Source organism: Leptolyngbya sp. O-77, from assembly GCF_001548395.1.
In the GTDB taxonomy this organism is placed as follows: Bacteria; Cyanobacteriota; Cyanobacteriia; order Elainellales; family Elainellaceae; genus Thermoleptolyngbya.
Window position 1 is genome coordinate 2,238,582 of the sequence record NZ_AP017367.1, and the last position, 13,541, is coordinate 2,252,122.

The 13,541-nt window shown below is 57.1% G+C and carries 10 protein-coding genes; 5 read left to right on the forward strand and 5 right to left on the reverse strand.

Going from position 1 to position 13,541, the window contains the following annotated elements; all coding sequences use genetic code 11:
* Nucleotides 1-6: 6 nt before the first annotated feature.
* Nucleotides 7-1,305 carry a glutamyl-tRNA reductase gene (locus O77CONTIG1_RS09590; protein WP_068510110.1) on the reverse strand — a complete coding sequence of 433 codons (1,299 nt, stop codon included), beginning with the start codon at nucleotides 1,303-1,305 and terminating at the stop codon, nucleotides 7-9.
* Nucleotides 1,306-1,723: 418 nt separating this feature from the next.
* On the opposite strand from O77CONTIG1_RS09590, the gene psbA reads away from it, so the two are divergent.
* From psbA to O77CONTIG1_RS09605, 3 genes are all read left to right on the forward strand, one after another.
* Entirely contained in the window at nucleotides 1,724-2,806 is a 1,083-nt protein-coding gene (gene psbA, locus O77CONTIG1_RS09595) for a photosystem II q(b) protein (protein WP_068510112.1), read from the forward strand.
* A 232-nt stretch (nucleotides 2,807-3,038) separates the two neighbouring features.
* On the forward strand, nucleotides 3,039-3,980 hold the full coding sequence (locus O77CONTIG1_RS09600; protein WP_225894731.1) for a glycerol acyltransferase: 942 nt from the start codon (nucleotides 3,039-3,041) through the stop codon (nucleotides 3,978-3,980).
* 172 nt (nucleotides 3,981-4,152) lie between these two features.
* Nucleotides 4,153-4,338, forward strand: coding sequence for a hypothetical protein (locus O77CONTIG1_RS09605; RefSeq protein ID WP_068510114.1), 186 nt, complete (start codon nucleotides 4,153-4,155; stop codon nucleotides 4,336-4,338).
* Here O77CONTIG1_RS09605 and O77CONTIG1_RS09610 read toward each other — a convergent pair.
* Nucleotides 4,296-5,495, reverse strand: a complete 1,200-nt coding sequence (locus O77CONTIG1_RS09610; RefSeq protein WP_172799658.1) for an NAD(P)/FAD-dependent oxidoreductase — start codon at nucleotides 5,493-5,495, stop codon at nucleotides 4,296-4,298. The genes O77CONTIG1_RS09605 and O77CONTIG1_RS09610 overlap by 43 nt on opposite strands.
* Nucleotides 5,496-5,686: 191 nt before the next feature.
* Between O77CONTIG1_RS09610 and O77CONTIG1_RS09615 the strand changes: the two genes are divergently transcribed.
* A complete protein-coding gene (locus O77CONTIG1_RS09615) occupies nucleotides 5,687-7,390 on the forward strand; it encodes a DUF3352 domain-containing protein (RefSeq protein ID WP_068510117.1) in 1,704 nt (567 codons plus the stop codon).
* 17 nt (nucleotides 7,391-7,407) lie between these two features.
* On the opposite strand, the gene O77CONTIG1_RS09620 is transcribed toward O77CONTIG1_RS09615, so the two are convergent.
* From O77CONTIG1_RS09620 to O77CONTIG1_RS09630, 3 genes are all read right to left on the reverse strand, one after another.
* Nucleotides 7,408-8,022 carry an O-methyltransferase gene (locus tag O77CONTIG1_RS09620; protein ID WP_068510119.1) on the reverse strand — a complete coding sequence of 205 codons (615 nt, stop codon included), beginning with the start codon at nucleotides 8,020-8,022 and terminating at the stop codon, nucleotides 7,408-7,410.
* A 10-nt stretch (nucleotides 8,023-8,032) separates the two neighbouring features.
* Nucleotides 8,033-9,637 carry an iron uptake porin gene (locus O77CONTIG1_RS09625; RefSeq protein ID WP_068510121.1) on the reverse strand — a complete coding sequence of 535 codons (1,605 nt, stop codon included), beginning with the start codon at nucleotides 9,635-9,637 and terminating at the stop codon, nucleotides 8,033-8,035.
* A gap of 290 nt (nucleotides 9,638-9,927) precedes the next feature.
* Nucleotides 9,928-10,278, reverse strand: coding sequence for a hypothetical protein (locus O77CONTIG1_RS09630; RefSeq protein ID WP_068510122.1), 351 nt, complete (start codon nucleotides 10,276-10,278; stop codon nucleotides 9,928-9,930).
* 648 nt (nucleotides 10,279-10,926) lie between these two features.
* On the opposite strand from O77CONTIG1_RS09630, the gene gyrA reads away from it, so the two are divergent.
* Nucleotides 10,927-13,509, forward strand: a complete 2,583-nt coding sequence (gene gyrA, locus O77CONTIG1_RS09635) for a DNA gyrase subunit A (RefSeq protein ID WP_068510124.1) — start codon at nucleotides 10,927-10,929, stop codon at nucleotides 13,507-13,509.
* The last annotated feature ends 32 nt before the right edge of the window (nucleotides 13,510-13,541 follow it).

A 13,541-nucleotide genomic window follows, 5' to 3' on the forward strand; every position in this document is an offset into this window, starting at 1 on the left:
GAGCGCTTAGCTAAATTGCTGGCTCGACTGCCCTTCAGACTCCAGGTTAAACAGCGTACACAGGGTTTCCATCGCCCGTCGCCGCGCCTCGATGTCTTGCTGCGCCCGCAGTTGCACCATCGGATCATGCAGGATTTTATTGATAATCCCTTTGCTCAGCGCTTCGATAATGCCCTGGTGCTTGTCGGCAAACTCTGGGCCCAGGCGAGACAGTGCCTTCTCAAGCTCCTGGGTGCGGATGCTCTCCATCTTGTCTTGCAGACACTTAATTGTGGAGACAGTTTCGAGCGATCGCATCCAGTTGTTAAAGGCTTCAATCTCTTCATCCAAGAGTGCTTCAGCCTCCAGCGCCATCTGGCGACGGCTTTCCTGGTTCTGCGCCACAACCGCCTTCAGATCATCCACATTAAAGACATGGACATGGGGCAAATCGTTGACATCCGAATCTACGTTGCGCGGCACGGAAATATCGAACAGCATCAAATGCTGACCCGGTTCCATCATGACTTCTAGCTTGGCTCGATTCAACAGTGGTTCCGTTGCGGCTGTGCTAGTGAACACAATGTCAGAGTCGGCAATGACTGCGCCCATTTCATCCAGCGTGTGCAGTTGCAGGTGTGCATCGGGGAATTGCTTGGCTAATTCTTCCGCACCCGACAGCGAACGGTTCACAATCGCAATTCGGTGGGCCCCTTTCGACAGCAGATGTTGCACAAGCAATCGCGCCATTTTGCCTGCGCCCAGGATTGCAACTCGACTGGCAGCCAAGTTTTGCACCTTGATCTGCGCCAGTTCGACCGCAGCAGAACTAATGGATACTGCGCCCGTGCCAATGCTGGTTTCGCTGCGGACGCGCTTGCCCGCCTCCACCGACTTTTTAAATAGATGATTCAGCACGCGCCCAATGCCATTGCACTGCTGCCCTAGCTTGTGGGTGTGCTTCACCTGCGACAAAATTTGCCCCTCGCCCAGCACCAGGCTGTCTAGCCCCGACGACACGCGCATCAGGTGCATCACCGCGTCTTGGTGCAGCAGCACAAACAGGTGCTGGCGCAGGTGTTGCAGCGGCACCTTGCCGTATTCCGAGAGAAACTGAGTGACCTCGCGGATGCCGTTGTCGGTTTCGCTGGCAACGATGTAGATTTCCAGCCGATTGCAAGTGCTGAGGATGGCGACCTCTTCGACGTGAGGATAGCTGCAAAGCTGGGCGATCGCCGCTTCGGTTTGGGGCGTGGGGATGCTCAGCTTTTCTCGAACTTCTACTGGGGCTGTTTTATGACTCAGGCCCACCACCGCAATGTTCATAATCCTCCCAAAAGTTTCTCATCTAGCGCAGACGGTCAAAACCCGCCGAACGCCCAGTTTTTGTTATCTCCCGTAGTGACGACCACGGCTCATCCAAAAGTCTATCAATTCGCGGCCGCCCGGTAGATCTGCCAGCAACAGGCAGTTTGAGGCACTTCCAGACAATGTAACGAGGGTTTGTAACAGACAGGGATGGGGGGCGATCGCCCGCTTAGGCTCTTGAAACCCTTGTCATTCGGTCATGTTTGCCCTGGTAGCAGCGCAGCGCCCCATCGCTACCGTTAGAAATCTTAAGTAAATCCAAGATTTGCTTTACAAAACGCAACTAAAAGTTTAGGATTATACACAGGTTAGGCAATCAACCCTAGCTGTTTCATTTTCTACAAACACACTTGTAGTTTTTACGGACTCATTAGCAATGACGACTACCCTACAACGCACCGAGCGTGCAAGCGTATGGGAACAGTTTTGCAACTGGGTGACCAGCACCGAGAACCGCCTGTATGTAGGCTGGTTCGGCGTGTTGATGATCCCCACCCTGCTGACTGCCACCGCTTGCTTCATCATCGCCTTCATCGCTGCTCCCCCCGTGGACATCGACGGCATCCGTGAACCCGTTGCAGGTTCCCTGCTGTACGGCAACAACATCATCACCGGCGCAGTGGTTCCTTCCAGCAACGCCATCGGTCTGCACTTCTACCCCATCTGGGAAGCCGCCTCTCTCGACGAGTGGCTGTACAACGGCGGACCCTACCAGCTCGTCGTCTTCCACTTCCTGATCGGCGTATTCTGCTACATGGGACGTGAGTGGGAACTCTCCTACCGTCTCGGTATGCGTCCTTGGATCTGCGTTGCCTACTCTGCCCCCGTTGCAGCCGCAACCGCAGTGTTCCTGATCTACCCGATCGGGCAAGGCTCCTTCTCCGACGGGATGCCCCTGGGCATCAGCGGCACCTTCAACTTCATGTTCGTGTTCCAAGCAGAACACAACATCCTGATGCACCCCTTCCACATGCTGGGCGTCGCAGGCGTGTTCGGCGGCTCCCTGTTCTCCGCTATGCACGGTTCCTTGGTGACCTCCTCGCTGGTGCGTGAGACGACCGAAGTTGAATCGCAGAACTACGGCTACAAGTTCGGTCAGGAAGAAGAGACCTACAACATCGTGGCTGCTCACGGCTACTTCGGTCGGTTGATCTTCCAATACGCCAGCTTCAACAACAGCCGTTCGCTGCACTTCTTCCTGGGTGCATGGCCTGTGATCGGCATCTGGTTCACGGCGCTGGGCATCAGCACGATGGCATTCAACCTGAACGGGTTCAACTTCAACCAGTCCATCATCGACTCTCAAGGTCGTGTGGTGAACACCTGGGCAGACATCCTGAACCGCGCCAACCTGGGTATGGAAGTGATGCACGAGCGCAACGCTCACAACTTCCCCCTCGACTTGGCTGCTGGCGAAGCTGCTCCTGTGGCTCTGGTTGCCCCTCAAATCAATGGCTAATTCTGGCTGTGGCTTAGCTTCGGCTTCGCTGTTGCTGAGTCTGTCTGATTAGCTTCTCTCTGAGCGCCTCCTGCGGGAGGCGCTTTTTCGTGGTGGGATGGTGTGGGCTTATTTTATTGGCAACAAGGCAATAGGCATTGGCAGCTAGCAGTGATAGGGTGAAGTTCGGCCCATCTGCGATGTGTTCTAGAAAACTATGCGACGGGCGTTTTCTCGTACCTTTAGCAGTTGTATGTCCCGACACCCGACTATTCCAACTCTTTCGACTGAAGCTAGTTTGACCGACGCGATCGCCCCTCTAATCTCAGAACCAGCCCTGGCTTCCAGCAAATTTGACGAAAACTCCGCGCCCCTATCTTCTCCAGGATGGTGTCTGAACAGGCGTGATCCCGGCTTTATTCGGGCCTGTTTGCCCTGGTGGGAGTGGGCCTATCGCTATTATTTTCGAGTGCAGACCGCTGGCTGGGAATCTATTCCTGCGGTTGGACAGGTATTGATTGTGGGGTCACACAATGGCGGTTTTGCAGCGCCCGACATGTTCATGATGATGCTGGACTGGTTTTGGCGTTTTGGCGTGGAGCGTCCTGCCTATGGGCTGATGGATGCCAATGCGTGGAAACTGCACCCGTCTCTGTCGGAATCGGCAGCAAAGCTGGGGGCGGTGGTGGCCCATCCCAAAATGGCGATCGCTGCTTTAGATCACGGGGCCAGCGTGCTGGTCTATCCTGGCGGCGTGCGAGATTTGTTTCGTCCTCATTATCTGCGCGATCGCATTTGCTTGTTCAATAACCAGGCGTTTGTCAAGTTGGCGCTGCGCTACGAATTGCCAATTATCCCGGTGATTTCTCACGGGGCCCACGATACGCTAATGGTGCTGGGCGATGCTTATCCGCTGGTGGAGCAGTTGCATCGATGGGGGCTGTTTCCCTGGGTCAATGGCGTAAATCCGGGCGTATTCCCGGTTTATCTGGGGCTACCGTGGGGAGTAGGATTGGGGCCGCTACCTAATCTGCCGCTCCCGATGACGATTCATACGCAGGTGTGCCAACCCGTCTGGTTTTCCCGATATGGGGCTGAAGCGGCGGGCGATCGCGCTTACGTCAACGCTTGCTACGAACAGGTGCAGAACCACATGCAGCGATCGCTCGACCATCTCACTGCAAACGTTTCCTGACTGCCAAGCATGATAAGATTGAGATTCTGTGCATTTAGCATCTCAGGAATTGCGCGTTGCAGGAAGGCTATTTTGCATTGCGCCACGCCTGAACTTGCCCACAGGTCAGATTTTTCCACCCTCCAATCCTAAATCACTGAACTCAGTCAATCCTTACAAAACGAGGTCAAGAATGGCTAAGCGCCGCAACCAGAAAAAAGAAAAAGCACTCCGCAACCAGGCCTACGCCCGCAAGTTCCGCAAGCGCACGAATACTGGACGCTTTGGTCGTCGTCGTCCGGGCTTTGGTGGCTCTCAGGTGGACGAAGAAACGGATCAAAACCGGAGCGGCACGGGCGCAGAAGAAGGCGTAGAATAATCCACCTCTGGCAACGGGCGGCTTTCTAGCAGTGCGTTAATCGCTTCGGCAGCCGCAATGCCCGATCTCAGGGCCTGTTCAAAACCAGGATTCGGGTTTTCGTCAGGGCTACACCAGTCGCCTGCCAGTGCCAGGGGCAGGGGTTGGGGTGCCGACAGATGAGTTTTGGCAGCGGGCGATCGCACCGTTGCATAGCGCCAGCGATGCACTTGCAGAACCTGGGGTTGGGTCTTAGCCAGCGGCAGCCCAGCCCAAAGGCGCGTTTTTACATCGTCTAGCAGTGCCATTCCAACGGGCATCAGGTCGGCTTCATCGAGGTGTGCTGCTGCAAAGGCGGCGCTACTCTGGATTACTAGGGCAGGACAATCGGGATTGCGCCCCTTGGAGCTTTCTCGCGAGATCCAGGCAGCAGGAGCCTCTGGGGAACCCTGCACCGCTGCCCAGGGCAGCGTTTCAAACAGCGCCCGTTCAGCCTCGGAAAAGCAGGCGATCGCCGTAATACAGGGATTAAACTGCACTCCGGCCAGCGTTTCCAGCAAGCCTGAACCTAGGACGGGGCTGAGCGGTTGCAGCAAATCGAGCGCTTGAGGAGCCGGGATTGCCATCACCAGCGCTTTTGCAGAAAGCGTCTGCCCATCGCCAGCCAGCGACTCTAGTCTTAGATCCCAGCCCTGGGCCGTCGGAGAAATTGCCACTACCCGCTGACCCCGCCAGATTTTCAGCCCTGCGCCTAGCTGCTTTGCAACAGTGGTTATGCCCTCGGCAGCAATGTAACGAGGAGAGGAAGGGAGCGGCACGAGTTCCCCCGCTTGCCAGCGGTAGACTTGTGCCTCCCAGGGCTGTAACCCTTTTCCCAAAAGGGACTGAATTAACTTTCGCGACTGGGGCCCCTGTTCCTCTAACCAGCGTAGCCCGTGGTCAGCGCAGGTGTCGGGTAATCGCCGCGTCGCCATGCGGCCGCCGAGTCCCCTTGATTTTTCGAGAGCCACAACCCGATAGCCAGCCCCATGCAAGCATTGAGTGCAGACGAGGCCAGATAGCCCTGCGCCGACGACCGCAATGTCGGCAATATCGCCAATGTTGCCTGGAATGTTGCCTGGAATGTTGCCTGGAATATCACCTGGACTGGAGAGTTCAGCATTTTCTGAAACGGGCATTGATTCTGTCATTGAAGTTGAATTTGGCAGGTTGAATTGGGTGTGAAGTTCACTAGAGTGATTGTGGCGATTTTACGCGGGAAAAGCTGTTCAGACGCGACTTTCCCAGGATTCGCCAATCCGCGATCCCCCTGCGGTACTACACTAAGTTTTGGCATGACTTTTGGCAAAACTTTCGCTGGTGTGGGTTCATGAAGGCTCGCTCGTTTTACCTGGCGCTGGGTTCGGTGGCGCTGACGCTGCTGCTGCTGGCGATCGCAGGATTTTACTGGCTGGTGGGGCAGAGTCCGCTGCGGCTGTTGCAGGGAGGGCAGGCGGCCAGCCCTGAGGCGGCGATGTTTGTGCCCAAACAGGCTCCGGCAATGGTGTCGCTGCTGGTGAAACCGGAGCAACTGCGGGCGTTTCGGCTGGCGGTGTCGTCGCTGGGCGATCGCCGCAAAGCGCGGGAAGAACTGGAGGCGCTAGAACGTGCCCTGCTCACCAGTCGCGGGCTGAGCTATGACGCAGACATTAAGCCCTGGCTGGGGAACGAAATCACCCTGGCGGTCACCAGTCCCGACATCGACCGCTCCCCCGCCAACGGGCAGCAACCGGGCTATTTGTTGGCGCTGGAGACCGAAAATCCGCAGCAGTCCAAGGAGTTTGTGCAGCTTTTTTGGCAAAAACGGGCGATCGCTGGCAGTAATCTTGTGTTTGAGCAGTATTCCGGTGTCAAAGTCATTTACGAGCAGGGGTCAGGGGCAGAATCGGCAGGGAGAGGATCACTAACCCCGACGCTGGCTAGCGCAGTGGTGGGCGATCGCTTCGTGTTGTTTGCCAACTATCCCAAAGTGCTGCGCGATGCCATCAACAACGTGCAAGCGCCAGACCTAAGCCTGAAAAGCAGCCAGAAATATCAGGAGGCGCTGGAGGCACTGCCAGCGCGCCAGATTGGGCTGACGTTTGTAAACTTGCCGCAACTGGGCGCTTGGCTGGGCGGCCGGAATCCGCTGGGCAGGCTGGGCGGCGAGAACAATCGACAGTTTGAGAGTCTGGTGGCGGGCATTGAACTGGCGCGGCAGGGGCTTTTGGCAGAGACGGCGCTGCTGGCGGCTCCGGGGCAACCGCTGATGGCTCACAAGCCCGCCCTGACGGAACCCGTCGGCGCGTTGCAGTTTATTCCCCCTGCTACGCCTTTTTCCGCATCGGGGACGGACTTGAGCCAGCTTTGGGGACAACTGACCGAGGGCTTGCAGGACTATGGCGTGCTGTCGGCCCTACTGGGCCAGCCGATCGCCGCGCTGGAAGATCAATGGGGTGTGACCTTTGAGGAAGACCTAGTGCCCTGGGTGAATCGGGAGTTTGCGCTAGGACTGGTGTCGCCGCCAGGACGAGAGCCAGAGTGGGTCTTTGTGGCAGAGAAATCGCCGGAGACCGCTGCGGGGATTGAGAAGCTGAATGCGATCGCCCAGCGACGCGGCCTCACAGTCGGCCCAATTACCCTGGAGGATCGCCGCGTCTACACTTGGACGCAGCTTTCGCCCAGCAGCAAGCGGCGGGGCGCAGAACTCCAGGTCGACGTGCAGGGCGCTCACACCATGCTCGATAAGTACGAAATTTTCACAACTTCGGTCGAGGCAATGGACGAAATTCTGAAGCATCCCCAGAAGTCGCTGGTGACTGCCCGATCGTTCCAGGAGGCGATCGCCCCCCTCGCACCCCAAAACGACGGCTATCTCTATCTCGACTGGGATAGCGTCCGCAAGCCGCTAGAGCGACGCATCCCAGCCCTCAAGCTGGCAGAACTGGCAGGCAAGCCGTTTTTCGATCATCTGCGCTCGCTGACCATCACCAGCTACGGCAGCGATACCAAAGTGCAGCGCGGTGCAGTCTTCGTACGGTTGAAAAACACCTGACTTGAGCTGACCAGATCTCAACGGCGCTCAGGATGCACCGGCAAAAACGGGCGGCGCGTAGCCAGAACGATGCCGCTGGCCCAAGCCAGTTTGGCGATCGCCCACTCGCTCCGCTGTTCTAAATCAGCAATCAGTGCGGCTACCTTGGGCGCGTGCCCTTCTGACCAGTTTGCCTGGGGCAACATGTCGTCGATGAGGTACAGCCCGCCTGGTTTCACCAGCGAAAGCACCAGATCCAGATGGGTATATTTGCCGGGCCAGGTGTCGGCAAAGATCAGGTCAAAAGACTCGCCCTGCTGCGCCAGCATCTCTAGAAATGGGCCGCCGTCTTGCACGAAAAAAGACACACGCGGATCGGCGGCAAGGTGAGCCTGGGCGATCGCCACCAGCCCTGCCTCGCAATCCACCGTCCACAGCGTAGACCGGGCATCCATGCCGTCCAGCATCCAGGCCGTCGCCGCACCCGTGCCCGTACCCAGTTCCAGAAATCGCCCGCCCGGCTTGCTGGCACAGAGCGATCGCAGCAGCGCTCCGGTCAGCGGCTCCGAAAGCATCTGAAAGTTGAGCGCAGCTGTGTCTGCCAAAATCGCATCTAGCACCGCAGGCGATTTCAGGTTTGCCAAATCGTTCATCTGCCAGCCTCTAAAACTGGAACGTCGTCCGCAGCGTGCCGATGACAAAAGAATCAAAGCGATCGCGATTTTGCTCCGGAGCCGTAATCACAATCACGCTCGGCATAATCGAAATATTATCCGTAACGCGAATGCGATAGAAAGCTTCGATATGCAGCGAGGTGTCGTTTCCCAGCCCCAAATCGGCAAGCGTATACTGACCGCGCAGCCCGGTAAGATAGGGTTCCACGCCCACCATCACGCCCCCCAGATTGCCTGCGCCAAACAGGTCGGGAAGGGCCAGCCCTAGCCCGTAATACCAGATATCGCCGCGCCCAGTTTCCAGCAGCGTCAGGTTGGTATAGCCACCAAAGGCGCTGAGGCTGATACTGGAACTCACGCGCCAAGCGAGTTCCAGTCCATAGGAATTGGTGACCGCAGGTACGCCCAGTGCGCCGTGCAGGGCGTTGGCGGGAACCGTGCCTGTGAAGAAGCGGCCGCGGTCGCCACTCTGTCCTAGATCATAGAGATCATAGATAGCATTGGGTGTGGAAATGCCGCCGTTGGCAACTTCTGTATGGTAGCCGTTGACATAGGTTAGACCAATACTGAAGTCCTGGCTAGGCGAGAAGGTGAGTTGCCCCAGCGCGGCGTAGTCGCCATTGAAGAAGCCGCTGTCTTCGCTAGGATTGGCAGCGTTGTCGGCCAGATAGCCGAGGGACAGAGCCAGCGTGCCCGCGTCGTCAAAGCGGTAGTTGAAACCAAACCCCGCACCGCCGCCGATGCGGTAGATGGGGCTGTATTGGCTGAAGGGCGACAGGGAACCGTTGCCGCCGTCGGCATCATCGAAGAAGGGGGTGAGGGTGCTGTGGACGTAGGCCTGGTGGGTGCCACCGATCGCCGCGACATAGGCACTCAGGCGTTGCCCCAGATTAAACCCATAGGTGAGCCGATCCACCTGCACATTGCCTGCACATTGCCTGCACATTGCCTGCACATTGTTAGTGGTGTCGCCCCCAAGGGCCGTGATGAGCAGTCCTTCTGCGGTTCCCCGCGGTACAACGTTTGGAGCCAAACTGCGCCGACCTAAACTGCCGACCACTCTTCGAGCGGTTCGGTTGCCCGCGGTCAGTCGAGTTTGCAGCAAATCAGCGCCGCTGAAGCTGGTTTGAAAATTGAGGCGGGCGCGATATTGAAACACTGTAGTGTTGCCGACCGCCTCAAGCTGATCGCCGAATAGATCGCTGATGTCGAAGATCGCCTCGCCTGCCAGCCGCGTAGTGATGGAAAACTGATTGGCTTCGAGTTCTGCCGTCCGGTCTTCCAAAGCATCCACGCGACCCCGCAAATCTGCCAACTCACGGGCAAATTCTCGCTGCAACGCCTCGATTCGCGCTAGGGCTTCTGGGTCAAGATTGTCTAGCCGCCCGATGACAGCATCTAGACAGGAGGCCAGACCGGCTGCAAATTCGTAGCGGATCAAGGCCCGTTGCCCACGAAAAGCGCCGTCTGGATAGCCCTCCAGACAGTCTAATCCACCCTGCTGTTCGCTGTTCACCAGGTAGGCCAGTGCTTCATAGGCCCAATCGCCGGGGCTAACGTCGGCAAACTCGCTGACGGAGGTGACCTGAGCCATCGAGTCACCTTCTAGAAAAGGGGATTGGGCGATCGCCGCTTTGGGTTGGGCTGACAGCCCGGCCGTTGCCAGCAGCAGCCCGCTGAGTTTCAGGGCAGGAAGCGTTTTGGAGGAAGGAAGATGCGAGGTTTCTAGCGTGAAATGGTAGTTGTGGAACAGACCGTCATCAGGATGGCGATAGGCTCCGGGCGTGGTCAGGTTAAATCGATCGTCGGGATTTGCGTTCTGATTCTTTTTCGTTCTCAGTCGTTCGCCAACGGGCGAGAGCGTACTGCTGGGAATGCCGTTTTCTAGTTGAAATAGCTCTCGATCCAGGTTGCCAAACAGTCGATTGTCAATGGGAAAAAGCTCTCGCGATGATAGCGATAGGTGCCGCTGGGCTGGGCTGCGCCGTTATCTAAATCCAGCTGAATTTCAGTTTCGGCATTCACTCCGGGCACGCCGCGAAACCATTGGTCAAAGGTGCTTTTGCTGGTAACGGTATGACTGCGGGGCGATCGCGCTTCGTTAAACACGGGCTTATTGTCTTCACCCAAAATGGGCAGCACTAGCCCCGTTTCTAGAGGAGTTCGTTTATTTTCAAAATCGGGATGATCGGCTCGGAAATCTCGAACTTTCGCGGTTAGCTGAATGATAGCCATAGTTTAGTTGCGCCCTTCTTGATGACAGGTATTGAGTACCAACCGCGACTCCGAGAACTCGCTGAATACCTTGCAGTTTCTACACCGCTTTTGTACAGCTTCTACATGGAGCAAGTGTCTGCGGGGGATGCAGCATCGCTTTGAGCAACTGGCACAGGTGACTACAGTAGTGTCACAATTTTCTCCGGATATGCCAAATAAAAAAGTGTCGATTTACAACAAATCCCTCCCGGAGGGATTCTTGTTAGAGCAGGCTGCTCTGGCTCAGGCAATCGGGTGAATGGGTTGAGTGGTGGGGGCTTTGGGGCGATCGCCCTAAACATGAACCCAGACCCTAGGACGACAGAGAATGTGCTATAATTTGATATGCCGAAATGCTTGATTTCTAAGCCTTTCGGGCACTTTCTAAGTCCTCATCTAGAACCCGGTCAGCTTACTTAATGAATGCGGTAATGCGATCGGAAGCAGAGCGATGCTGCATTCATAAAGAAGTATATAGATTCATCCCCTTAGACCTGGGTTGACGGGATCAATCCAGAACTCAATCCAGCCTGCCATTCAAAACTGCGTGCAGAACGGTGATCCAGAGCGCGGGTCGTAAAGCTCGGCTTCAGTCCCCTTATCAACCTTTTCGGAGCGTTTCAATCTATGACCTTCTCCTCGGAGTCGCCCCAAGACCGGATCGTGCCCACAGACCTCCGCACGGAAATGTCCCGGTCATACCTGGAATACGCCATGAGCGTGATTGTAGGGCGGGCACTCCCCGATGCGCGAGACGGTCTTAAACCCGTTCATCGTCGCATTCTCTACGCTATGCATGAACTGGGCCTTGCGCCCGATCGCCCCTTTCGGAAATGCGCCCGCGTCGTGGGTGATGTGATTGGTAAATATCATCCCCACGGCGATACTGCCGTGTATGATGCGCTGGTGCGGATGGCGCAAGATTTCTCGATGCGATCGCCCCTAGTAGACGGGCACGGCAACTTCGGTTCTGTGGACAACGACCCGCCCGCCGCCATGCGATATACCGAGTGTCGTCTGCGGGCCATTACCACCAACGCGCTGCTGCAAGACATCGAATCAGAAACCGTCGATTTTGTCCCAAACTATGACGGGTCGCAGCAAGAGCCGCTGGTGCTGCCTGCTCGTATCCCTCAGCTTTTGCTCAACGGCTCGTCCGGCATCGCCGTCGGCATGGCTACCAACATCCCACCCCACAACCTGGGCGAACTGCTAGACGGGCTGGTGGCGCTAATCGCCAACCCAGACATGACCGATGCCGAACTGATGCAGATCATTCCTGGCCCCGACTTTCCCACCGGCGGTATTATTCTGGGTACGAGCGGCATCCGCGAAGCCTACGCCACCGGGCGCGGCTCCATCACCATGCGCGGCGTAGCCACCATTGAAACCATCGAGCGGCGCGGCGCACCCGATCGCGAAGCCATCATCATCACCGAACTGCCCTACCAGACCAACAAGGCCGCGCTGATCGAGAAAATTGCCGAAATGGTGAACGAGCGCAAGCTGGAGGGAATCGCCGATATTCGCGACGAGAGCGATCGCGACGGAATGCGAATCGTCATTGAGCTGCGCCGCGATGCCTATCCCCGCGTCGTCCTCAATAACCTCTACAAGCAAACGCCGCTGCAAGCCAATTTTGGAGTCAACACGCTCGCCTTGGTGAACGGCGAACCGCAGCTTTTGGGATTAAAAGAATCCCTCCAGGTGTTCCTCGATTTTCGCATCGAAACGATTACGCGCCGCACGCGCTATGAACTGCGAAAAGCAGAGGAACGCGATCACATTTTGCAGGGCTATCTGATTGCCCTGGCGAACCTGGATGAGATCATCGCGCTAATTCGGGGCGCAGCCGACACGCCCACCGCAAAGCAAGAGCTGATGGAGCGCTATAGCCTGTCGGAAGCGCAGGCCGACGCGATTCTGCAAATGCAACTGCGCCGCCTCACCGCGCTAGAAGCAGGCAAAATTCAGGCAGAACACGACGAACTGCAAGTCAAAATTGCCGACCTGCGAGACATCCTGGCGAATCGGGAGCGCATTTTACAAATTATTCGGGACGAAGCAGTGGAGCTAAAAGCAGCCCACGCCACCCCGCGTCGCACGGTAATCGAACCCCTCGATGGCGAATTGGGCGATATTGACCTGATCGCCAACGAACGGGCCATCATTCTTGTAACGGAGCAGGGCTACATCAAGCGGATGCCCGTCAGCACTTTCGAGGCGCAAAACCGGGCGACGCGGGGCAAGTCCGGCACTCGTATGAAGGAAGATGATGGCATTGATCACTTCCTGACCTGCAACGACCACGACAATATCTTATTTTTTAGCGATCGCGGCGTGGCTTATTGCCTGCGGGCCTATCAGGTGCCCACGGGGTCCCGCACGTCTCGCGGCGTGCCCATCGTGCAACTGCTGCCGATTCCTGTGGAGGAGAAAATTACCTCTGTCGTTGCAGTGACCGAATTCACCGATGATCTTTATCTGGTGATGCTGACCCAGAAGGGCTTCATTAAAAAGACGCAGCTTTCGGCCTTTGGCAACATCCGCACCAATGGGCTGATTGCGATCTCTCTGGAAGACGGCGATCAGCTACGCTGGGTTCGCCTGACCACCGCAGACGACAGCATCATCATCGGCTCTCGCAAGGGCATGACGATTCATTTCCGCACCGATCATGAGCAACTGCGCCCCTTGGGTCGCCCCACTCGCGGCGTGCGAGCCATGAGCCTGCGCGAGGGCGATGAGCTAATCAGCATGGATATCTTACCTAGCCAGGTGGTGCAAACCATTGCCGAGGGCGACGACACCGATAACGATGGCGATCTGGCCGAGGAAGAGTGCAGCACGGCTCAGGGGCCGTGGGTGCTGGTCATTACCACGGGTGGGCTGGGCAAGCGCGTCCCGGTGAATCAGTTCCGGCTGCAAAAGCGGGCTGGCATGGGGCTGCGGGCAATTCGCTTCCGCAAGGCGGGCGATGAACTGGCGGCGCTACGCGTGGTAAACGAAGATGATGAAATGATTTTGGTGACGAGCCGTGGCATTATCATCCGCCAGGTGGTAAACGCGATTTCCTGTCAGTCGCGGGCGGCGACGGGGGTGCGTGTGCAGCGATTGGATGAGGACGATGCGATCGCCGATGTGGCGCTAGTGCCGCCCTCTGGTGAAGCGGAAGACCCAGATGCTGAGGACGAAGCCCCCGAAAGCTAAACCTGACAGCTAAACGCAAGAGAGCGTCTTCA